Below are 22,483 nucleotides of genomic sequence, written 5' to 3' on the forward strand. Positions count from 1 at the left end.
CGGGGGCAAGGCGGGCCGCTCCACGCTTGCCCCGTTGGCCGCATCGGGCATACTTGGACCTGAGGCAGGACAACGAGGCACGACATGAAAGCTTGGCTGGCGGTGCTCTTTGCGCTGTGCACGACCGTCGCGGCGGCGGAGGGGCGCGATGCGTCCCGCGTCTACGTCTTTGGCAATTCTCTGGTGCATCACCTGGGCGAGACGGAGGGGCACACAAACGTCCCGCACTGGCTGAACGAGATGGCCAGGGCGGATGGAAAGACGCTGGCGCTGGACGGCCAGTGGGGATTCCTGCGCAACTTTGCCGACGGGTTGCCGCCGACGGCCAACTGGTCCTTTCCCGGCGTGGCCGGGGCCTGGTCGCCCGGTCAGGGCGGCTTTCGCGATGGCCGCTTTGACGCCGTGGTCATCACGCCCGCCAACTTCATCCAGTACCAGCTGCCCGACGTGCCCTATGACGGCGGCAATCCCACCAAGGAAAGCCCGCTGGGCGCGGTGCAGCGACTGCTGGATTGGGTGAGCGCCAACAGCCCGGACTCGCGCCTGTTCATCTACGAGGGCTGGTCGGCGATGGACGGCCACGCCGCCCGCTTTCCGCCCGATGCGGCCGAGACGGTGGCCTACCACGCCTACAACGCCGGTGAGTATCACCAGTGGTACAAGGACCTGGTGAACGTGCTCGCGGTCACGCGCCCGAACGTGCCGGTGACGCTGATCCCGGTGGCGGCGACCCTGGCCGAGCTGTTCGGTCCCGGCGGGGTGCTGGAGGATGTGCCGGTCGAGGCGCTGTATGTCGACGACGCGCCGCACGGCACGCCCACGCTGTACCTGCTGGCGGCCATGGTGAGCTATGCCTACCTCTACGAGGCGCCGCCGCCCGCGGGCTTTGCCCCGCCTGTGACGCTGCACCCGGACGTGGTGGAGAAATACCCCGAGATTGCCGCCAGGATCTGGGCGACGGTTTCAGGCCAGGCCGCCGCTCCCGCCGGCACGGCCGCACCCGCAGCGGCCGCGCCCGCCCCCGCCGTGGCCGCGCCGACCCCCCTGCCAGAGCGCCAGCCCGTCGCCCTGCCGCCGCCCGGACAGCGGCCCGAAGGGTTGCCCGCGCTGGCGATCGGGCTGAACGGCATTTCCGACTGGTCGACGCAGCATCCCTTTCTGAACCTGATGAAATCCTCGCGCGGCTGGGTCGGCAACATCGGCGACACCTGGGGTGCGGTCCGCACCGAAGAGCTGCGCGCCGGTGGCCACCTCGATGAAAACGACTGGCCGCTGCGGATCCCCGAAGGCGTCGATGCGCTGGAAACCGTGATCCTGACCGAACAGCCCGCCGAGGCAACCTCGCTGCGCGGCGATTACGTCATGACATGGCAGGGCAAGGCAGAGCTGAAGCTGGTCGGGCGGGCCAGGCGCGTACGCACCGAGGAGGGGAGGCTCACCTTTTCCTACGAGCCGGGCGAGGGGCTGGTGGCGATCTCGATCACCGCCATCGACCCGGACGACCCGATCCGCGACATCGTCATCCTGCGCGCCGAGCATGTTCCGCTGTACGAGGCGGGGGCGATCTTCAACCCCGACTGGCTGGCGCGGATCGAGGATGTGCGCGCGGTGCGCTTCATGGACTGGATGGTGACCAACGGCTCTCCGGTGTCCACCTGGGACCAGCGGCCGGTGATGCAGACGGCCAGCTGGGGCGAATGGGGCGTGCCGGTCGAGGTCATGGTGCGGCTGGCCAACCTGATCGGGGCGGACCCCTGGTTCAACATGCCCCACCGCGCCGACGACGATTATGTCCGCCGCTTTGCCGAGGTGGTCAAACGCGACCTGGACCCGCGCCTGAAGGCCTATGTCGAGTTCTCCAACGAGGTCTGGAACGCCGGGTTCCCGCAGGCGGGCTGGGCGCGCGAACAAGCTACCGCCTTGTGGGGCGAGTCCGACCTGGGCTGGGCGCAGTTCTACGGGCTGCGGGCGGCGCAGGTGATGGACATCTGGACCCAAGTCTTTGGCGATGATGCGGAAAACCGGCTGGTGCGGGTGGTGGCGACGCACACCGGCTGGCCCGAGCTGGAGGCGCAGATCCTGCAGGCGCCGCTGGCCTTCCTGCGGCTGGGCAAGATGCCGGTCGAGAGTTTCGACGCCTACGCGGTGACCGGCTACTTCGGCTACGAGATGGGCAGCGAGGAGATGGCGCAGCGGCTGGACGGCTGGCTGGACGCGTCCGAGGCGGCGGCGCGGGTGGCGGGTGAGGCGGAGGGGCTACAGCGGGTGGCGCTGCGGGAATACGTCAAGGAACGGCGATTCGAGGGGGCGATCGTGCCGGTGGCGCGGGCGCTGGAGGCGGGATCGTTGCGGCAGCTAGTGGGGGAGGTCTTTCCCTATCACGCCGGGGCGGCGCGGCGGAATGGGTTGCGGCTGATCATGTACGAGGGCGGCAGTCACCTGGTCGGGCACGGCGCGCGGGTGAACGATGAACGACTGACGCAGTTCTTTGTCGAATTCAGCTATACCCCTGAAATGGCGAAACTTTATGAGGGTCTTCTGGCCGGCTGGGCGGAGGCCGGGGGCAGCCTGTTCAACGCCTTTGTCGACATCGCCCCGGCGACGATGTGGGGCAGTTGGGGGGCGCTGCGGCATGTCGACGACCAGACCGCGCGGTGGGACATGCTGATGGCCTACAACGCCACCGGGCCGAACGGGTGGGAACGCCGCGATGAGGCTGCTTTTGACAATGGAATCAGGGTGTTGGGGGATGAGGACCTGGGGCGGCTGGATGGCACCCCGCAGGAGGATTACCTGGTCGCCGGTCCGGGCGACGAGGTGATCTTTGCGCGCGGCGGGGCGGACGTGATCCACGGCGGGCCGGGACGGGACCGGGTGGTGCTGACCGGGTCGCTTCAAGACTATGAGTTCGTTGAGGAAAACGGGATCGTGTCGGCGCGTTTCGCGGGCGGCGAGGTGCGGATGAGGGCGGTGGAGGAAATCGCCTTTGAGGCCGCGCCGGACAGCGTGACGGCCATCGGCGACCTGCTGCGGTAACGCGGCGCGCGGGGCGTTTACCGGGGCGGATCGGCGCCAAGGCCCGGATTTCGTTCGGCATTCGTGCGTCCTTCGTTCCCGCTCTGATCCCGGCAGGCCGGGGCCGGCGAAGGCCGCGAATCGTACAAAAGGTACGTCTTGTACGTCTTTTATGTCGTTTTGTACAAAACCCGCCCGCCGGGCGCAAAATCGCGCCTCACGCCTGGGTGAGCTGCGGCATTGGGGCGCGGGGCGGTCAGTATTTCCGGTCCATCGGGATCAGGCCGAAGGCTTCGGTGTGAATCGTCGTCTCGTCGACTGTGGGCAGGCGCTGTTTCACCTCGGGCCGCATCGGGCCGAAATCGACCCGGTAGCTGGAGACGGTGAAGGTCTTGTCCTTCTCGGTGACGTGGAACTCGGCCCGGCAATAGAGCAGCGCCGCATTGCTGAACAAGCCGGGGTAATGATAGCCGCCCGTGGTGACGCCGAAGACGGATGTCACGCCCTTGTCGGTGAGCACCTTGAGGTGCAGCAGGTCGTCCTTGCCGTGCTGCTTGTTCAGGGCGTCGACCTCCTGGAGAAGTTCGGAATACTTGTAGCCGTCGCTGACCGAATGCTGGCGGAACCGGGTGACATAGGTGCTGGCGCAGACGCGGCGGACCACGTTGCGCGCTTCGACGTAATCGTTGCGCATGGCAAAACCGTCTTCCGGCCGCCGGGTCGTGTCGATGCCCAGCAACTGAAGTTCGCCCACGGTGTCGATGTAGGTCATCTTGTCGGCGGGGGTCTCCAGCATCACGGCGACGATTTCCGGCGGGATCGACGGCCCCTTGCTGGAAAACGCGGTGTAGGAGCTGTTGACCAGCAGGCGCGAGACCTTGAGCGCGACGTCGAACGCCGCCGCGAGGTTGCCCTGGGCGTCCTTGTCGAGGTTCGGGAACGGCGTGTGAAAGCCCAGCTGCGCGCCCGGTTCCAGTTCGCGGCTGGGATAGGGGCTGTTGGCGCCCCAGCGCTGGCCGAACATGAAGACCAGCGCGCAGGCCGAAACGCAGCTGTCGCCCGACCGCACCCGCGTGCCGAACGAATCCTCGCCGCGCACCAGCTTGAGGAACTGGAAGGCCTCGTTGAGGCTGCCGCCCGGGCTGTGCAGGCAGATGCGGTTCACGCCCTTCAGGTCACCGCTGTTGAAGAAATCGACCAGGTCGCCCTTTTCGATTGTCCCGGTGAACAGGTAGCCGCAGTCGTCGGGATCCTGCGGCCAGAGCCGTTTCCAGGTGCCCGCCTGGGCCTGCCCGGTGAGCGCAATCAGCAGACCGCAAAAAACCAGTGACACTATCCGCATGAAACCCTCCGCAGCACACACAACGGAGGCCAGACTGCCCGCGCGCCGGTCGGTGTGCAAGCCTGTGCGGGTGACTTCGGGCAGAGGGTCGTCAACGCAGGCGCGCGATCTCGGACACCAGCACCTCGGCGCCCAGGGACGAGCGGAAATGTTCGGCCACATGGGCGCGGCCCGCCTCGGACAGGCGCAAGAGCGCGTCGGAGTCGTTCACCAGCGCGCGGATGGTGCGGGTCAGCTGGCCGGGGTTCTTCGGCTCGACCAGGTAGCCGGTGGAGCCGTCGGTGATCAGCTCGGCCACGCCGCCCGCGTTGGTGCCGATGGTCGGCACGCCCATGGCCATGGCCTCCATGTAGGCGACGCCCAGCGGTTCGTGCCAGGAGGCAAGGACGAAGAGATGCGCCTCTTCGAGCTTGGCCTTGACGGCGTTGGCGTCGATCGCGCCCAGCAGTTTCACATGATCCTGGAGGCGCAGCTTTTTCAGCAAGTCCTCCAGCTCGCGCCGGTAGCCGGTGCCGCCGTCGTCATCCTCGCCGGCGATCTCCAGCCGCACGTCGACGCCCTGGTCCAGCAGCTGCCGGGTGGCGGCCATCAGGTCCTGGTGGCCCTTGACGATGTTCAGCCGGCCGCAGGAAAACAGCCGGATCGGCCGGCCATGTTCGGGCGGCTTGTAGGGGGCGGCGCGTTTCAGCGCCTCGGTGTCGACGCCCATGGGGCGGACCAGCACCCGGTCCGGCAGGGAACCGGCGAGGGTTTCCTCGATCTCGGCCAGGATCTTGCGGGTGATGACGGTGGCAAAGCTGGCGTTGCGCCACTTGATCCGCTGGCCGGGGCCGTAGTCGGACAGCGGGCCGTGCAGCGTGAGCGAGTAGGTCGGGCCGCCCATGAGATGCGCGAAACAGGCGATCAGCGCGGCGCGGCCGCAGGAATGGGCGTGGACGTGGTCCAGCCCGCGCTCTGCCGCCTCGCGCCGCAGGCGTTCGGCGGCGGCCAGCGTCAGCAGCGCGTCGCGGGTGAATCCCGGCCCCTCGCGCAGCATCCACCAGGGCAGGCCCTGCGCGGTCAGCCGCGCCCAGGCCATGGCGGCGGGCAGCGGGTCGACATGGCCGAGGTAGGTGGTGCGGGCGATGGCCTCATCCGACCAGTCGTGCGAGATCAGCCGCTTGGGCGGCTTGCGGGTGGAGAATACGTGGACCTCGTGCCCCATCGCTTCCAGGGCCTGAAGTTCGCGCCAGAAGAAAATATGTGTCTGTCCCGGGAATTGTGGGACAATGTACCCGATACGCAAGCCTTGCGTCACCTGAAAGGTCCTTGAGATGGCAGCTGCGCCGCAGAGGCGAATGGTCTTGGTATAAGCTATGCGATTCCATGGTTTGGCCACAGTTCCGGAAGAGTTTTCAGCGCCGGGGCCGGTGGATTTTTCTCATGTGTGGCCCCATGGGTACGGGTAGCGGCTTTTGCAGATGAACCCCAGCACGCAGGCGGGAGGACCGCAGGTTTCGGTCATCGTGCCGGCCAGCAACGAGGCGGCGCTGATCGGCGGCTGCCTTTCGGCGCTGCTGATGTCCGCGGGGCTGGGTGACGGTGCCGTCGAGGTGTTCGTGGTGGCCAACGGCTGCCGCGACGAGACGGCGGCGATTGCGCGGGGGTTTCAGGCCGGGTATGCGGCGCGCGGCTGGAGGCTGGAGGTGATCGAGCGGGCCGAGGGCAGCAAGCCGGGCGCGCTGAACGCCGGGGATGCCGCGGCGCGCGGCGCGGTGCGGGTCTACCTGGACGCGGACGTGACGGTGGCGCCGGCGCTGCTGGGGCAGCTGGTGCAGGCGCTGGACACCGGGGCGCCGCGCTATGCCAGCGGGCGGGTCGAGATCGCAGCGCAAAGCGCCGTCAGCCGGGCCTACGCGCGGGTCTGGCGGCGGGTGCCCTTCATGCGCAAGGTGGTGCCGGGCTGCGGGCTGTTCGCGGTCAACGCGGCGGGGCGCGCGCGCTGGGATACCTTTCCCGAGATCATCTCGGACGACATCTATGTGCGGTTGCAGTTCCGCCCCGGTGAGCGGATGGGCGTGCCGGCGTCCTACCGCTGGCCCATCGCCGAGGGCTGGGGCAACCTGGTCCGGGTGCGGCGGCGGCAGGACGCGGGGGTCGCGGAGGTCGCGGCGCGGTTTCCGGAATTGCGTCCCAACGACGACAAGCCGGCCTTTGCCCTGCGCGACAAGCTGGCGCTGGCGCTGGGCGATCCCCTGGGCTTTGCTGTCTACGCGGGGGTCGCGCTGGCGGTCCGGCTGACCCCGCGCAAGCGCCAGGACTGGAGCCGGGGCCGATGAGCACGCTGACCATGCTGCGCGGCGGGTCGCTGACCGCGCGCGTGATGCGCTCATCGTTGCTGACGGTGGGCAGCTTCGGCTTTGGCCAGATGGTGCGGCTGGCGTCCAACCTGATCCTGACGCGGCTGCTGTTCCCCGAGGCGTTCGGCCTGATGGCGCTGGTCATGGTGTTCCTGATGGGGCTGGGGCAGTTTTCCGACGTCGGCGTGACCCCGGCGATCATGCAGTCACGGCGCGGCGACGACCGCGATTTCCTCAACACCGCCTGGACGATCCAGGTGGTGCGCGGCTTTGGCCTGTGGATCGTCGCCTGCGCGCTGGCCTTTCCCATGGCCTGGGTCTACGGCCAGCCGATCCTGACGCAGATCCTGCCGGTGTCGGCGCTGACGCTGCTGATCACCGGGTTCCGGCCGACGCGGATGGTGACGGCCAACCGGCACCTGATGCTGGGCCGGGTGACGGTGCTGGACATCGGCACGCAGCTGGCCGGGGTGCTGGTGGCGATCGGGCTGGCCTGGTGGTGGGGGTCGGTCTGGGCGCTGGTGGTGTCGGGCGTGATCGGCGCGCTGATCGAGGTCTGGCTCAACTGGCGCTACCTGCCCGGCGAGCCGAACCGCCTGCGCTGGGAATCCGCCGCCGCGCACGAGCTGATCGGCTTCGGCAAATGGGTCTTTCTCGCCACCGTCTGCGGGTTTTTCTTTACCCAGGCCGACAAGATGCTGATCGGCAAGTTCATCGCGCTGGACCACTTCGGCATCTACAACATCGGCTTTTTCTGGGCCTCGTTCCCGCTGATGCTGGGCAACCTGGTCACGCACAAGATCCTGATCCCGGTCTACCGCGAGACACCGCCGACCGAGAGCCGCGCCAATTTCGTCAAGCTGCGCAAGATGCGCTTTGCCGTGTCGGCCCTGCTGATCGGCTTTGTCGGCATCTTCGCGCTGCTGGGCGACTGGCTGGTGCAGATGCTCTACGACGACCGCTATGCCGAGGCGGGCGCGGTGGCGGTGGTGCTGGCCTGCGCGCAGATCCCCATGCTGATCGTGATGACCTATGATCAGGCGGCGCTGGCGGCGGGGGATTCGCGGCGCTACTTTGTGCTGGCGCTGGTGCGCGCCGTGCTGATGGTGGGCTGCGTGATGGCCGGGCTGTCCAGCGACGGGCTGACCGGGGCGCTGACCGGGCAGGCGGCGGCCTACCTGCTGGCCTATCCGGCGGTGGTCTGGCTGGCGCGCCGCATGGGCGCCTGGGACCCGCTGCATGACATGGTGATGGCGGGGATCGGCCTGGCGCTGGCCTCTTGCGCGCTGTGGTTGAACTGGTCCTCGATTCTGACAATCGTGGAGATATAGGCGGATGCTGGCCCTTTTCCTGCCTTTCCAGCACGGTGCGGACGCGGATCGCGGCGCGGTCCGGGACAATCCCGAACAGGTCGGGGCATTGTCGCGGCCAGCCCGGCGCGATGCCGTTTCGAGCGCCCGTTTGGGACCAATTTTGGCGAAACCTCCTAAAAATTGCCGCAATTCACCGCCAAATGTGGCGGCGGGTGGCGGCGCAGACATGCGAGGTCAGGCATGACGGATGACGCAGGCCGCATTGGTGAGAACGACATCGCGATTGTCGGCATGGCGGCGCATCTGCCGGGGGCGGCGGACATCGCCGCCTATTGGCGCAACCTGCGCGACGGTGTGTCGTCGATCCGCCGGCTGAGCGAGGACGAACTGCGCGCGGCAGGCGAAGACCCCGGCCTGATGCGCCACCGCGACTACGTGCCCTTTGCCGCGCCGCTGGAGGATTTTGCCCACTTCGACGCCGAGTTCTTTGGCTTCAGCCCCAAGGAAGCGGCGATCATGGACCCGCAGCACCGGCAGTTCCTGGAATGCGCCTGGGAGGCGCTGGAAAGCGCGGGGCATGTGCCGGAATCCTTCGACGGGCAGGTCGGTGTCTTTGCCGGCTGCGGAATGGGGTCGTATTTCTACTTCAATGTCTGTTCGAACCCGGACCTGGTGGACAGCACCGGCATGTTCCTGTTGCGCCACACCGGCAACGACAAGGATTTCATGACCACGCGGCTGAGCCACGTGTTGGACCTGCACGGGCCGTCGATCAACCTGCAAACCGCGTGCAGCACCTCGCTGGTGGCGACGCATTACGCCTGCCAGGCGCTGCTGACCGGCGAATGCGACATGGCGATTGCCGGCGGCGTGACCATCGAGCTGCCGCAGGGGCGCGGCTATCTCTACAAGGAGAACGAGATCCTGTCGCCGGATGGCGCCTGCCATGCCTTTGACCATCGCGCGCAGGGCACGGTGTTCGGCTCGGGCGCGGGGGTCGTGGTGCTGCGGCGGCTGGCGGATGCGGTGGCGGACGGCGATCACATCTGGGCGGTGATCAAGGGATCGGCGGTCAACAACGACGGCGCGCAGAAGGCCGGGTATCTTGCGCCCTCGGTCGAGGGGCAGGCGGCGGCGGTGGCCGAGGCGCAGGCGGTGGCGGGGGTGACGGCCGACACGGTGGATTACGTCGAATGCCACGGCACGGGCACCTACCTGGGCGATCCCATCGAGGTGGCGGCGCTGACCGAGGCCTTTGCCGAGACGTCGGCCGCGGTAGGGCATTGCCGCATCGGGTCGGTCAAGACCAACATCGGGCATCTGGACACGGCGGCGGGGGTGGCTTCGCTGATCAAGGCGTCCCTGGCGCTGCATCACCGGCAGATGCCGCCGTCGCTGGGGTTTGAGGCGCCGAACCCGGCGATTGATTTCGAAACCTCGCCGTTCCGCGTCAATGACCGGCTGAGCGACTGGCCGCGCGCGGGGCATCCGCGCCGCGCCGGGGTGAATTCGCTGGGCGTGGGCGGGACCAACGCGCATGTGGTGCTGGAAGAGGCGCCGGAGCGCGGGGCGAGCGCGGAGTCGGACTGGCCGTTCCAGATCCTCTGTGTCTCGGGCAAGTCGAAGGCGGCGCTGGACGCCAATGCCGCGCGGCTGGCGGCGCATCTGCGGGCGCATCCCGAGCAGGACCTGGCCGACGTGGCGTACACGCTGAAGGAAGGGCGGCGCGCCTTCGAGAAGCGGCGGGTGGTGGTCGCCGGCGATCACCGCGAGGCGGCGCGTTTGCTGGACGGGGCCGAGGTGCGGCGGGTGTTCACCCATTCCGCGCTGGACCGGCCCGAGGTGGTGTTCATGTTCCCCGGCGGCGGGGCGCAATACGCCGGGATGGCGCGCGATCTGTACGAGACCGAGCCGGTCTTTGCCGAGTGGATGGACCGGGGGCTGGAGCACCTCGAGCGGATCGCGGGCGGCGCTGTTGCGGGGGGTATTTCGCCAGAGAAGAAACCCGGGGTTCGGGAGTTGTGGCTGCCGGAGCGCGGGGCGGAGGCGGCGGCGGATGCCGCGCTGCTGCGGCCGTCGTTGCAGCTGCCGCTGATCATGATCACCGAGTATGCGCTGGCGCAGCTGTGGATGAGCTGGGGTATTCAGCCTGCCGCCCTGACCGGGCATTCGATGGGTGAGAACACCGCCGCCTGCGTGGCGGGGGTGATGTCGTTCGAGGATTGCATCGGGCTGGTGCATCTGCGCGGGCGGCTGTTCGACACGGTGCCGGCGGGCGGGATGCTGTCGGTGGCTTTGCCGGCCGAGGAATTGCGGCCCTTGCTGGGGGACGCGCTGGACCTCGGCGCGGTGAACGCGCCGGGGTTGTCGGTGGCCTCGGGGCCGCAGGCGGCGTTGGACGCCTTGGAGGCGGTGTTGGCGGCGCGCGGGGTGGACTGCCGCCGCATCGGCATCGACATCGCGGCGCACAGTCGGATGCTGGAGCCGATCCTGGAGCAGTTCGGCGGCTACCTGCGGTCGATCGAGTTGAAGGCGCCGGTGTTGCCGCTGACCTCGAACCTGACCGGGACGCTGATGACGCCCGAGCAGGCGGTGGATCCGGAGTATTGGGTGGGGCATCTGCGCGGGACGGTGCTGTTTGCCGAGTGCATCGGCGCGCTGGCGCGGCCGAACCGGGTGTTCCTGGAGGTGGGGCCGGGCAAGGCGCTGGCGTCGCTTGCGCGGCAGCACGGGGAGGTGGACGGCAACCAGGTGTTGTCGTCGCTGCGCCATCCGGACGAGGAGATCGCCGACGACCGGCACATGTTCGAGGTGCTGGGGCGGCTCTGGGCGCTGGGCGTCGATTTCGACTGGGGTCAGGTGTGGGGCGAGGCGGTGCGGCACCGGGTGGTGCTGCCCTCCTATGCCTTTCAGCGCAGTCCTTATTTCATTGCGCCGGGGAAAGGCGTGGCGGAGGGCGCGTCGGCCTGGCTGATGCGCAGTGACGAGATTGCCGCCTGGGGCTGGCAGCCGGTCTGGCGGCCACGCTCGGCTCCGGTGGAGGTGGACGTGGCGGGCGGGCTGGGCGATGCCGCGCCGCAGGTCTGGCTGATGTTCATGGACGAGGCCGGGGTGGCGGCGCGCTGTGCCGCGCGGTTGCGGGCGGCCGGGCATGATGTGGTCGAGGTGCGGCCGGGCGATGCCTTTGCCCGTGTCGGCGAGGGCTATGTGCTGGCGCCGGAGCGGGGCCGCGAGGGTTATGACCTCTTGTTGCAGGACCTGGGCGCGCGGGGGATCGTGCCGTCGCGGATCGGGCATTTCTGGCTGCTGACCGAGGGCGAGGGGCATCGGCCGGGGTCGAGTTTCTTCCACCGGGTGCAGGAGCAGGGGTTTTATGCGCTGATGTTCCTGGCGCAGGCGATCGAGGCCGAGGGGCTTCCGCGGCCGATCCAGATTACGGTTGTCACCAATGGCGCGGCGCAGGTGCGGGGCGAGGGGCTGACCTGCCCGGCCAAGGCGACCGTGGCGGGCCCGGCGCGGGTGATCCCGCGCGAACTGCCGGGGGTCACCGTGGCGACGCTGGACGTGGCCTTGCCGGAGGCCGTGCAGGCGTCCTTCTGGACGAAGGGCAAGGCGGAGGCGGCGCGGGACGCGGCGCTGGAGGCGCTGGCGCTGGAGGTTCTCGAAGAGCTGCTGGCCGAGCAGGGCGACCGGGTGGCCGCGCTGCGGGGCGGGCGGCGCTATGAATGCGCGGTGAAGCCGGTGGCGCTGCCCGAGGCGCCGGAGGTGACGCCGGGCGGGGTGATCCTGATCACCGGCGGCTTTGGCGGCATCGGGCTGACGCTGGCGCAGGATTTCGCGCGGCGCGGGGCGAAACTGGCGCTGCTGGCGCGCAAGCCGCTGCCGGAGCGCGCGACCTGGGAGACCTACCTGCGCCGCCACGCGCCGCAGGACCGCATGGCGCGGCGCATCCGCGCGGTGCTGGCGCTGGAGGAGGCGGGCGCCGAGGTCATGGTGCTGGCAGCGGACGTCTGCAACCTGGGCCAGATGCAGGCGGCGCGGCGTGTCGTCGAGGACCGCTTTGGCCCCGTCACCGGCGTGATCCACGGCGCGGGCGTGATCGCCGATGCGCCGCTGCTGGCCAAGACCCCGGCCAGTGTCGAGGACGTGTTCACCCCCAAGATCCACGGCACCGAGGTACTGGGCCAGGTGTTCCCCGATGGCGTGCTGGACTGGATGGTGCTATTTGCGTCGTCCTCCACCGTGACGGCCCCGGCGGGGCAGGTGGATTACGTCGCGGCCAACGAGTTCCTCAACGCCTATGCGCGGGCGCGCACCGGCAAGACGCGCGTCGTGGCGATCAACTGGGGCATCTGGAACGAGGTCGGCATGGCCGCCGAGGCGGTGGCGCAGCGGCGGGGCGAGGTGCCCCGCGCGCCGGTTGTGCCGGTGCAGCAGGAGATGCTGGCGCAGGCCAGTTTCGACGCCCAGGGCAACCGGGTGTTCAAGGCGCGATATGACACGACCGACTGGTTCATCGACCAGCATCGGACCAAGGCGGGCGATGCGCTGCTGCCGGGGACGGGCCACCTGTCGCTGGCGGCGCAGGCGCTGGCCGGGCACGGCGAGCGCGGCGGGTTCGAGATCCGCGACCTGAGTTTCCTGCGGCCCCTGCGGGTGGCCGAGGGCGGTGCGCGGGACGTGCGCGTGCGGCTGCGGCGCAGCGACGAGGGCTATGGGTTCGACGTGCTGGCGGATGCGACACTGAACGGGCGGCATGGGTTTGCGCTGTGCGCACAGGGCGCGCTGGCGCTGCTGCCGATGGCGCGGCCCGCGCCGCTGGACCTGGCGGCGATCCGGGCGCGCTGCGGCGCGCCGGTCAGGGCCGAGGGCGGCAAGCTGACCGCCGCGCAGGAGGTGCAGCTGAGCTTTGGCCGCAGCTGGAAGGTGCTGGATGCCCGCGCGCTGGGCCGGGGCGAGGGGATCGCCGATCTGTCCCTGCCCGTCGGGGCCGACGCCCCCGACATGCCGCTGCATCCGGCGCTGATGGACATTGCGACCGGCTGGGCGATGGAGCTGATCGAGGGCTGGCAACCGACCCACCTGTGGGTGCCGGTGCGCTATGGCCGGGTGCGGGTGCATGGCCCGCTGCCCGACCGGCTGGTGTCCTGGGTGCGCAATGCCGCCGACAACCGGGCGGACCGCGAGACCGCGAGTTTCGACATCACGCTGTGCGATCCGCGCGGCAAGGTGGTGGTGGAAATCTCGGGCTTTACCATCCGCAAGCTGGACAGCGCCGACATCCTGAAGGCCGCGCCGCGCCTGACCGCCGCCGAACTGGAGCTGGACGAGGGCGGGGCGACGCAGCCCCTGTCGGCGGCCGAAGAGCGGCTGGCGCACAACCTGTCGCAGGGCATCCTGCCGTCCGAGGGGGTGGAGGCGTTTCACCGGGCGCTGGCGCTGGGCGCGACGCAGGTGGTCGTGTCGTCGCTGGACCTGGATGCGCTGACGCGGCAGGCGGCGGCGTCTGTCGTAGAGGCGGCGTCTGGGCAGAGCTTTGACCGGCCGCAGCTGGACAGCGATTTCGTGCCGCCCGAGGGCGAGATCGAGACGCGGCTGGCGGGCTTCTGGGCTGACCTGCTGGGGGTGCAGAACGTGGGCGTCTGCGACAGTTTCTTTGACCTTGGCGGGCATTCGCTGATCGCGGTGCGGCTGTTCGCCATGATCAGGAAGGCGTTCAAGGTGGATTTCCCGATCTCGGTGCTGTTCGAAGCGCCGACGATCCGCGCCTGCGCGGCGCTGATCGAGGCGGAGATCGGGCCGGTGTCCGGTGACGCGCCCGAGCGCAAGGTGCCGGAGCGGCGGTTCACCCACCTGGTGCCGATGCACGATGGCGACGGCGGGCCGCTGCGGCCGTTCTTCCTGATCGCGGGGATGTTCGGCAACGTGCTGAACCTGCGCCACCTGGCGCACCTGCTGGGCGCGGACCGGCCGTTCTATGGCTTGCAGGCGCGCGGGCTGTACGGCGGCGCCGCGCCGCACGACAGCATCGAGGAGGCGGCGCGGGACTACATCGCCGAGATGCGGCAGGTGCAGCCGCAGGGGCCCTACATGGTGGGCGGCTTTTCCGGCGGCGGGATCACCGCCTACGAGGTGGCGCGGCAGCTGGAGATCGCCGGCGAGGAGGTATCGCTGGTGGTCATGCTGGACACGCCCTTGCCGCGGCGCCGTCCACTGTCGCGCAGGGACCGGCTGATCATCCAGTGGCATCAGGCGCGCGAGAAGGGGGTTCTGTATCCCTTGCTGTGGGTCAGGAACCGCATCGCCTGGGAGTTCGCCAGGCGCCGCCAGGTCGCCGGGACGGGGACCGAGCACGCCTTTCACAACGCCGAGATCGAGGCGGCGTTCTACCGCGCCATCGCGGGCTACAGGGTGCGGCCCTGGGACGGGCGCGTGGTGCTGTACCGTCCGCCGCTGTCGGGCAAGTGGACGGTGTCGGGCGGGGCGCTGGTGAACTCGGAACGGACTTACGTGACGCATGACAACGACTGGGGCACCATGGTGCCGGGGGTCGAGGTGCACGAGGTGCCGGGCGATCATGACAGCATGGTGCTGGAGCCGAACGTGCGGGTGCTGGCGGCGCTGATGCGCGCAGCGATCGAAGAGGCGGAGGCAGCATCGGGCGGCAAGGGGCAGGTCGTGGCCTTCCCCTCGCATGCGGCGGAGTAGGGGGTATGGCGCGGATCCTGGTCGTCTCATTGAACTACCGCACGGCGGAGATGACGCTGCGGTCCGTGCGCGCGGCGCTGGCGGCGATGCAGGGGCTGGAGGCGGAACTGGTGATCGTCGACAACGCCAGCGGCGACGGGTCCTGTGAGCGGATCGTTCAGGCGGTGCGGAGCGAGGGCTGGGCGCAGGTGCGCGTGGTGCCGTCCGGGCACAACGGCGGCTTTGGCGCGGGCAACAATGTGGGCATCCGGGCGCGGATGGCGGATGGATCGGCGCCCGATTACGTCTACCTGCTGAACTCCGACGCCTTTCCCGCGCCGGACGCGATCCGGCGGCTGCACGATCATCTGGAGGCGCACCCCGAGGCCGGGTTTGCCGGCAGCTACATCCACGGCGAGGACGGCGCGGCGCACATGACGGCGTTCCGCTTTCCCTCTCTCTGGTCGGAATTCGAGGGGGCGGCGCGGTTTGGCCCGGTTTCGCGTCTGTTGCGCAACCGCAAGGTGCCGATCGGGGTGCCACAGGCGACGCGGCGGGTGGACTGGCTGGCCGGGGCGTCGATCATGATGCGGCAAGGCGTGCTGGACCGGATCGGCCTCTTTGACGAGACGTTCTTTCTGTATTTCGAGGAGACGGACCTGTGCCTGCGCGCCGCCCGCGCCGGGTATCAGACGCATTACGTGCGCGACAGCCACGTGGCGCATATCGGGTCCGTCTCGACGGGGATGAAGACCTGGGCGCGCATTCCCGGCTACTGGCTGGACAGCCGCTGGCACTATTTCAGCAAGAACCACGGGCGCGGCTACGCGGCGCTGGCCACGCTGATGCACGCGCTGGGCGGTGCCTTCTGGCGGCTGCGGATGCGGGTGCAGGGCAAGCGCCCCGCCGATCCGCCGCATTTCCTGCGTGACCTGCTGATCCATGACCTCAAGGCGCTGGTCCGGCCCCTGCCGCGACCGCGCACCACGGCCCGTGTGCGGGCCGCCCCCGAACTCGAAGCGGAGTAACCGAGATGGCATTTTCCTGCATCGTGATGGGCAACGAATCGCTGCTGGTGCACTGCGCCGAGATGGCTTTGGCACGCGGCAATCGCGTCGCCGCGGTGGTGACGGAGAACGCCGATGTCGCGCGCTGGGCCGAGGGGCGCGGTCTGCCGGTCGTGGCGCCGGGGGCGGGGCTGGCGGCGCGGCTGCCGAAGGGGGTGGACTGGCTGCTGTCCATCGCCAACCTGGCGATCCTCCCCGAGGACGTGCTGGCGCTGCCGACCAAGGGCGCGGTCAACTTTCACGATGGCCCCCTGCCGCGCCACGCCGGGCTGAATGCCCCGGTCTGGGCGCTGTTCGAAGGTGAGAGCACGCATGGCATCAGTTGGCACCTGATCGAGGGTGGGGTGGACAAGGGCGATGTGCTGGTCTCGGCTGCGTTCTACATCACGGCGCAGGACACGGCGCTGACGCTGAACACCAGGGCCTACGAGGCGGCGATGGAGTCGTTCCCTGCGCTGCTCGACCAGTTGGAAAGCGGCGTGTTGCAGCGCCAGCCGCAGGACCTGGCGCTGCGCAGCTATCACGGGCGGGTGCAGCGGCCCTCGGGCTTTGGCCTGCTGGATTTCCGCCGCCCGGCGGTGGAGCTGGAACGGCTGGTGCGGGCACTGGATTTTGGCGGCTACTGGAACCCTTTGTGCGCGGCCAAGCTGCGGGCGCGGGAGGCGCTGTGGCTGGTGGGGTCGGCGCGGCTGACCGAAAGCTTTGCCGCGCCGGGGACGGTGCTGGAGGTGGGCAAGGACCGGCTGACGGTGGCCTGCGGCGCGCATGCTCTGGTGCTGGGCGGGTTGCGGCGGATCTGCGGCGCGCCGGTGGATGTGGACGAGATCGCGCGGACGGGCGAGGTGCTGCCGCTGCTGGACGCGTCGGCGCTGGCGCATGTCGATGCCGGGATGGCCGGGGTGGCGCGGCACGAGGGCGCGATGCGCCGGAGGATGGCGGAGCTGGACCCGGTGAGCCTGTCGGGCCTGCGCGAGGGTGTCGCAGACCTGCAAAGGCGGGACGTGTCCTTGCCCGGCGATGGGGCGCAGGCCGTGGCGCGCTGGGCGCGGCAGCTGGCGGGGCGCGACGGGGTGGACCTTGCCTGGGCCGATGGCGCTTGGGCGGAGATGGCGGGGCTGATCCTGCCGTGGTCGCCGCTGCGGGTGAGCGACGTGGGCGCGGTGACGCCGCATCCCGTGGCGAGCGACCTGTTCGCCCGCGCGCCCGAGCTGGACTGGCCGCAGGTGCCGCAGATTGGGCTGGCTGTGGCGGGCGCGGGGCACATTCCCGGCACCGCGATCACCGTGATCCTCGGCGACAAGCCGGTCTTCAGCTTTGATGCCGGGCGGCTGGACCCGGCGCAGGCCGAACTGCTGGCCGCGCGGCTGGAATTTGCCGCGCAGGGGGGCGAGGGCCTGCCCGAGGCAGAGCGCGACATAGTGCTCAGCCGCTGGAACGCCACCGGGACGGAGCATGACCGCGCCCTGACCATGCAGGCGGCGTTTGAGGCGCAGGTGGCGAAAACGCCCGAGGCTGTGGCGCTGATCTTCGAGGACACCCGGCTGAGCTATGCCGAGCTGAACGCGCGCGCCAACCGGGCTGCGCATCTGCTGCGGCAGATGGGGGTCGAACGGGGGCAGGTGGTGGGCCTGTGCTGCCGCCGGTCGGTCGACCTGATGGTCGGCGCTCTGGCGATCCTCAAGGCGGGCGGGGCCTATCTGCCGATGGACCCGACTTATCCGGTGCAGCGGCTGGACCATTTTGCGCAGGACAGCGGCGCGCGGGTGATTGTCACGCAGGCGGGGGTGGAGCCGTCCCTGCCCAGGCATGACGCGCAACTGCTGGTGCTGGACGCGGAGCCGCGCCTGGACGGGATGCCAGTGGAAAACCCCGCGCCGCAAAGCGGACCCGAGGACCTCGCCTATCTCATCTACACCAGCGGATCGACCGGCAAGCCCAAGGGTGTGATGGTCGAGCATCGCAATGTATGCAATTTTTATACAGGGATGGATACGCATATCCCGCAGGAGGGCGGCGTCTGGCTGGCCGTCACGTCGCTGAGTTTCGACATCTCGGTGCTGGAGCTGTTCTGGACCACGGCGCGCGGGCTGACCGTGGTGCTGACCGGCGACGAAGACCGCGCGCTGATCTCCAAGGGGCCGATGCCGCGCGGCGGCGGCATGGAGTTTTCGCTGTACTACTGGGGCAACGATGACGGCGCGGGGCGGGACAAGTACCGCCTGCTGCTGGAGGGCGCGCAATTCGCCGACGAAAACGGCTTTGTCGCCGTCTGGACGCCGGAGCGGCATTTCCACGCCTTCGGTGGCCCCTATCCGAATCCTTCGGTCACGGGGGCGGCCGTGGCGGGCGTGACAAGGAACATCGGCGTGCGGGCCGGATCGGTCGTGGCGCCCTTGCACCACCCGGCGCGGATCGCCGAGGAATGGGCGGTGATCGACAACCTGACGAACGGGCGCGCGGGCATGGCGATCGCAAGCGGCTGGCAGCCGGACGATTTCGTGCTGCGCCCCGAGAACTCCCCGCCCGAGAACAAGCCGGCGATGCTGCGCGACATCGAGACGGTGCGCAAACTGTGGCGCGGCGAGGCGGTGGCGTTCCCGCGCAAGGACGGCTCGCTGCACGAGGTGGTGACGCAACCCCGCCCGGTGTCCAAGGAATTGCCGGTCTGGGTGACCACGGCGGGCAACCCGCAGACCTGGAAGGAGGCGGGGCAGCTGGGCTGCCACGTGCTGACGCACCTGCTGGGCCAGACGGTCGAGGAGGTGGGCGGCAAGATCAGGCTGTACCACCAGGCGCTGCGCGAGGCGGGGCACGATCCCAGGGACTTTACCGTCACGCTGATGCTGCACAGTTTCCTGTCGGACAGCCGCGAGCACGCGCGCGAGATCGCGCGGGAGCCGATGAAGGACTACCTGCGCTCGGCCGCCGGGCTGATCAAGCAATACGCCTGGGCCTTTCCGGCCTTCAAGCGGCCCGAGGGGGTGTCGAACGCCTTTGACCTGCAACTGGACGGGCTGGAGCCGGAAGAGCTGGACGCGATCCTGGACTTTGCCTTTGAGCGGTATTTCAACGACAGCGGCCTGTTCGGCACGGTCGAGGATGCGCTGGCGCGGGTCGAGGAGGTCAAGGCCATCGGCGTGACCGAGATTGCCTGCCTGATCGACTATGGCATCGACCGGCAGACCGTGATGGACGGGCTGAAGCCGCTGGCCGAGGTGGTGGCGCGTGCGGGCGGTGTGCCGGAATTGGAGGCCGACGATTTCAGCATCGCGGCGCAGATCGTGCGGCATGGGGTGACGCACCTGCAATGCACGCCGTCGATGGCGCGGATGATCGCCATGAACGAAGAGGCGCGCTATGCCCTGTCCGGTGTGCAGCATGTATACATCGGCGGCGAACCTTTGCCCGGCGCGCTGGTGGCCGAGTTTGCGCAGATCACCGGGGCCACGGTGACGAACATGTACGGGCCGACGGAGACGACGATCTGGTCGTCCTGTACGCGGGCCGAGGCGGGGGAGACGACCGTCAACATCGGCCTGCCGCTGGCCAACCAGCAGCTCTACGTGCTGGATGCGGAGGGTCAGCCGGTGGGCCTGGGCCAGGAGGGTGAGCTGTGGATCGGCGGCGAGGGCGTGACGCGCGGCTACTGGAACCGGCCGGAGCTGACGGCGGAGCGATTCGTGCCGAACCCGTTCCACGCGGGGCGGATGTACCGCACGGGCGACCTGGTGCGGCGGCGGGTCGATGGGCGGATCGACTTTGTCGGCCGGGTCGACCATCAGGTGAAACTGCGCGGTTTCCGCATCGAGCTGGGTGAGATCGAGGCGCTGTTGGCGGCGCAAGGCGGCGTGACGCAGGCGGTGGTGCTGGCGCGCGAGGATGTGCCGGGCGACGTGCGGCTGGTGGGTTATTACACCGGACGGGCGCAGGACGAGGCGGCGCTGAAGGTCGCGATGGGCCGTGACCTGCCGGGGTTCATGGTGCCGGGGCGGTTTGTCCACCTGGCGGCGTTTCCGCTGACCCCGAACCGGAAGGTGGACCGCGCCGGACTGCCCGCGCCGCAGGCCGCGGTGGCGAAACCCGCCGAGCGGCCGCAGCCCGCGCCGGTGGCTGTGAACGGCAGCGGCGAGGCCGCGCAGGTCGAGGCGGCGATTGCCGCGATCTGGCAGCGCACGCTGGGGGTGGTGCCGTCCGGGCGGGACAGTTTCTTTGACCTCGGGGGGCATTCGCTGCTGGCGGTGCAGGCGCATCGTGCGATCCGCGAGGAACTGGGCGCGGCCAAGCTGTCGATCACCGATATCTTTCGGTTCCCGGTGCTGGCGGATCTCGCGGCGCGGGTGGCGGGGCTGATCGACGGGCCGGTGAAGGTGCCGGACCAGACGGTCGAGCCGGTCCCCGCCTCCTCGCGCGCGCAGTCGCGCAGCGAGGCGATGGCGCGGCGGCGCGAGATGCGCGCCCGGCGCCGTGCCTGACCTGCCCGCCGACGTGGTGCGCGCCATGATTCGGCAGCTGACGCCGCCGCCGGGGCTGGCCTGGGCGGTGGTGGACGTGGGCGGCGCGGATGATCTGTTCCCCGAGGAAAACTTGGCGATGGCGCGGGCCGTGTCGCGGCGCCGCGCCGAATTCGCCGCCGGGCGGCGCGCGGCGCGGCAGGCCATGGCGCAGCTGGGTCTGCCTGCCGCTGCGATCCCCATGGGCGCGGACCGTGCGCCCGCCTGGCCGGGCGGCGTGGTCGGCAGCATCAGCCATGCCGGGGCGCTTGGCGTGGCCGTGGTGGCCCGCGCCGGGACGTTCCGTAGCCTGGGCGTGGACCTCGAACACGACGCCCCGCTGGACGCCGACCTGATCGCCGAGATCTGCCGCCCCGAGGAACTGGCCGCTGTGCCGCCCGAGGCGCGCGGGATGCAGGCCACGCGGCTGTTTTCCGCCAAGGAAGCCGCCTACAAGGCGCATTACCCGCTGGTCCGCCGCATCTATGGCTTTCACGGGCTGTCGGTCGACCTGGCGCAGGGGCGCGCGCGGTTCACCGATCACCCCGAGGTTGCCTCATTTCCGCCCGATTCCCGCGCCGATCTGCTGCTGTGGCAGGCCGTCGGCGGAGGCCATGTGCTGTCGCTGAGCGCCGTTCCGGCGCCTGCCTCTCTCCGCTAGGACACAAAGCTGCCACATTTGCCCGGTGCGCAGCTGTATCTTTCTGAAAATGTGGCGAAAACATGGCGCTGGTTCCCCAGGTGGAGACGCATTGTTTCCGGCATTAACCAAGCAAAGACATGGCAAAATTGGGGCACTTTCGATAGATTGTGGCATGCAGGTGGCGACATTGGGTCGAGGTGGGCCGGTCGACATCTCCGCATTGGGGGCAACTTTGCGGGAGTATCGAGATGAACCAGTTCCAGTCATTCGGTGAAGTGCTGTCCGCGCTGCGGCGGCGCCTTGTCCTGATCCTGACGGTGACCTTTCTCGGCTGCCTGCTGTCGCTCAACTACGCGCTGGGCCAGACACGGATCTACGAGGCGACGGCGGTGGTCCAGATCGAGGACGCCCAGGTGCCCGACCAGATGGCCGGGGCGCTGGCCGCCAACACCGATGCCGCGCGCCGGCTGCGGCTGATCGAACAGCGCCTGATGGCGCGGGACAACCTGCTGCGCGTCATGGACCGCTACGCGCTGTTCACGGCGGACCCGTCGATGACGCAGGGCGAACGCATCGGCCGGATGCGCGATGCGGTGCGGATCACCCCGCTGATCAACGCAGCACAGCAGTTCGCGCCCGGCGGCAACGTGCCTTCGGGGCTGCTGATCTCTGTCCAGCTGGACGACCCGCAGAAGGCGGCGGATGTGGCCAACTGGCTGATGACCTCGGTGATCGACCAGTCGCGCGACCGCAACGCCAGTCGGGCGCGCGACACCTTTGCCTTTTTCGCCGCCGAAGAGGCGCGGGTGCGGGCCGAGATCGAGGCGCTGGAAGGGCGGATCGCGGAATTCAAGCGCGCCAACGCCGATCAGCTGCCCTCGGGGCTGGCCGACCTGCGCAGCCAGCTGTCCAGCCTGCGCGACACCGATCTGGACCTGGATCAACAGCTGCTGGCACTGGAGACCGCGACCGACCGCACCCGCGACGAGGTGCGCCAGCGCCAGGCCGCCGCGCTGACCGAACAGAAGGCGCTGATCGCCACGCGCATCGGCCAGATCGAGACGCTGATTTCCGGCGCACCCGAGGTCGAGCGCGCGCTCAACGGGCTGGAGCGCGAGATGTCCAAGTTGCAGGAGCAGTACGAGGTCATCACCCGCCGCCAGGCCGAGGCCGAGCTGGGCCAGATGCTGGAGGACCGCCAGGCGACCGACCGTTTCGAGGTGCTGGAAACCGCGCTGCCGCCCGAGTACGCAATTTCGCGCAGCCGCAAGAAGCTGGCGCTGATGGGCGCTGTCGTGAGCCTGGTGGCGGGGCTGGGGTTGGCCTTTGCCGTCGAGGTGATGAACCCGGTGATCCGCAGCGCGGCGCAGATGGAGCGTGTCCTGGGGTTGCAGCCGGTGGTGGCGATCCCGGTGATCCGCACGCCGCGTGACCGCTGGACGCGGGGACTGAAGCTGGCGGCCAAGCTGACCGGGGTGCTGGCCCTGCTGGCCGCCGGGCTGCGGCTGACATGGGAGCGGTCGCCGGCGCTGGCCGAGTTTGCCGGGCGGTTCCTGCCGCGCGTGGCGCGGAGCTGACCGGGGGCCG

Annotated in this window: 10 protein-coding genes; 8 read left to right on the forward strand and 2 right to left on the reverse strand. The window is 69.4% G+C overall.

Features of this window, described 5'->3' with window-relative positions:
• Positions 1-84: 84 nt before the first annotated feature.
• Positions 85-3,036, forward strand: a complete 2,952-nt coding sequence (locus tag MAA8898_RS01715; protein WP_094019228.1) for a type I secretion protein — start codon at positions 85-87, stop codon at positions 3,034-3,036.
• Between the two features lie 235 nt (positions 3,037-3,271).
• Here the strand turns inward: MAA8898_RS01715 and MAA8898_RS01720 are convergent, their stop codons facing one another.
• Together MAA8898_RS01720 and epsE are read right to left on the reverse strand one after the other, a co-directional pair.
• Positions 3,272-4,357 carry a COG3904 family protein gene (locus MAA8898_RS01720; protein WP_094019229.1) on the reverse strand — a complete coding sequence of 362 codons (1,086 nt, stop codon included), beginning with the start codon at positions 4,355-4,357 and terminating at the stop codon, positions 3,272-3,274.
• A 91-nt stretch (positions 4,358-4,448) separates the two neighbouring features.
• Positions 4,449-5,654: an exopolysaccharide biosynthesis GT4 family glycosyltransferase EpsE gene (gene epsE / locus MAA8898_RS01725; RefSeq protein WP_442403411.1), complete on the reverse strand. Its 1,206-nt coding sequence runs from the start codon at positions 5,652-5,654 to the stop codon at positions 4,449-4,451.
• A gap of 163 nt (positions 5,655-5,817) precedes the next feature.
• On the opposite strand from epsE, the gene MAA8898_RS01730 reads away from it, so the two are divergent.
• The 7 genes from MAA8898_RS01730 to MAA8898_RS01760 all read left to right on the forward strand — a co-directional run bounded on the left by MAA8898_RS01730 (position 5,818) and on the right by MAA8898_RS01760 (position 22,473).
• Positions 5,818-6,675, forward strand: a complete 858-nt coding sequence (locus MAA8898_RS01730; protein ID WP_094019230.1) for a glycosyltransferase family 2 protein — start codon at positions 5,818-5,820, stop codon at positions 6,673-6,675.
• Positions 6,672-8,027 (forward strand): oligosaccharide flippase family protein, encoded by a 1,356-nt coding sequence (locus MAA8898_RS01735; protein ID WP_094019231.1) that lies wholly within the window; start codon positions 6,672-6,674, stop codon positions 8,025-8,027. The genes MAA8898_RS01730 and MAA8898_RS01735 overlap by 4 nt, the downstream gene beginning before the upstream one ends.
• A gap of 222 nt (positions 8,028-8,249) precedes the next feature.
• Positions 8,250-14,717, forward strand: a complete 6,468-nt coding sequence (locus tag MAA8898_RS01740) for a type I polyketide synthase (protein WP_094019232.1) — start codon at positions 8,250-8,252, stop codon at positions 14,715-14,717.
• Between the two features lie 5 nt (positions 14,718-14,722).
• Positions 14,723-15,724: a glycosyltransferase family 2 protein gene (locus tag MAA8898_RS01745; RefSeq protein WP_094019233.1), complete on the forward strand. Its 1,002-nt coding sequence runs from the start codon at positions 14,723-14,725 to the stop codon at positions 15,722-15,724.
• A 5-nt stretch (positions 15,725-15,729) separates the two neighbouring features.
• The gene (locus MAA8898_RS01750) at positions 15,730-20,235 is read left to right on the forward strand and encodes a MupA/Atu3671 family FMN-dependent luciferase-like monooxygenase (protein WP_094019234.1); all 4,506 of its coding nucleotides are present in this window, start codon (positions 15,730-15,732) and stop codon (positions 20,233-20,235) included.
• The gene (locus tag MAA8898_RS01755; RefSeq protein ID WP_245853208.1) at positions 20,228-20,914 is read left to right on the forward strand and encodes a 4'-phosphopantetheinyl transferase family protein; all 687 of its coding nucleotides are present in this window, start codon (positions 20,228-20,230) and stop codon (positions 20,912-20,914) included. The genes MAA8898_RS01750 and MAA8898_RS01755 overlap by 8 nt, the downstream gene beginning before the upstream one ends.
• Positions 20,915-21,144: 230 nt before the next feature.
• Positions 21,145-22,473 (forward strand): GumC family protein, encoded by a 1,329-nt coding sequence (locus tag MAA8898_RS01760; protein ID WP_094019235.1) that lies wholly within the window; start codon positions 21,145-21,147, stop codon positions 22,471-22,473.
• Positions 22,474-22,483: the final 10 nt, after the last annotated feature.

It is taken from the genome of Antarctobacter aquimaris, from assembly GCF_900184945.1.
Taxonomy (GTDB): Bacteria; Pseudomonadota; Alphaproteobacteria; order Rhodobacterales; family Rhodobacteraceae; genus Maliponia; species Maliponia aquimaris.

Coding starts and splice junctions, on each gene's coding strand:
- MAA8898_RS01715 (WP_094019228.1), top strand. CDS start 85: ATGAAAGCTTGGCTGGCGGTGCTCTTTGCGCTGTGCACGACCGTCGCG.
- MAA8898_RS01720 (WP_094019229.1), bottom strand. CDS start 4,357: ATGCGGATAGTGTCACTGGTTTTTTGCGGTCTGCTGATTGCGCTCACC.
- MAA8898_RS01730 (WP_094019230.1), top strand. CDS start 5,818: ATGAACCCCAGCACGCAGGCGGGAGGACCGCAGGTTTCGGTCATCGTG.
- MAA8898_RS01735 (WP_094019231.1), top strand. CDS start 6,672: ATGAGCACGCTGACCATGCTGCGCGGCGGGTCGCTGACCGCGCGCGTG.
- MAA8898_RS01740 (WP_094019232.1), top strand. CDS start 8,250: ATGACGGATGACGCAGGCCGCATTGGTGAGAACGACATCGCGATTGTC.
- MAA8898_RS01745 (WP_094019233.1), top strand. CDS start 14,723: ATGGCGCGGATCCTGGTCGTCTCATTGAACTACCGCACGGCGGAGATG.
- MAA8898_RS01750 (WP_094019234.1), top strand. CDS start 15,730: ATGGCATTTTCCTGCATCGTGATGGGCAACGAATCGCTGCTGGTGCAC.
- MAA8898_RS01760 (WP_094019235.1), top strand. CDS start 21,145: ATGAACCAGTTCCAGTCATTCGGTGAAGTGCTGTCCGCGCTGCGGCGG.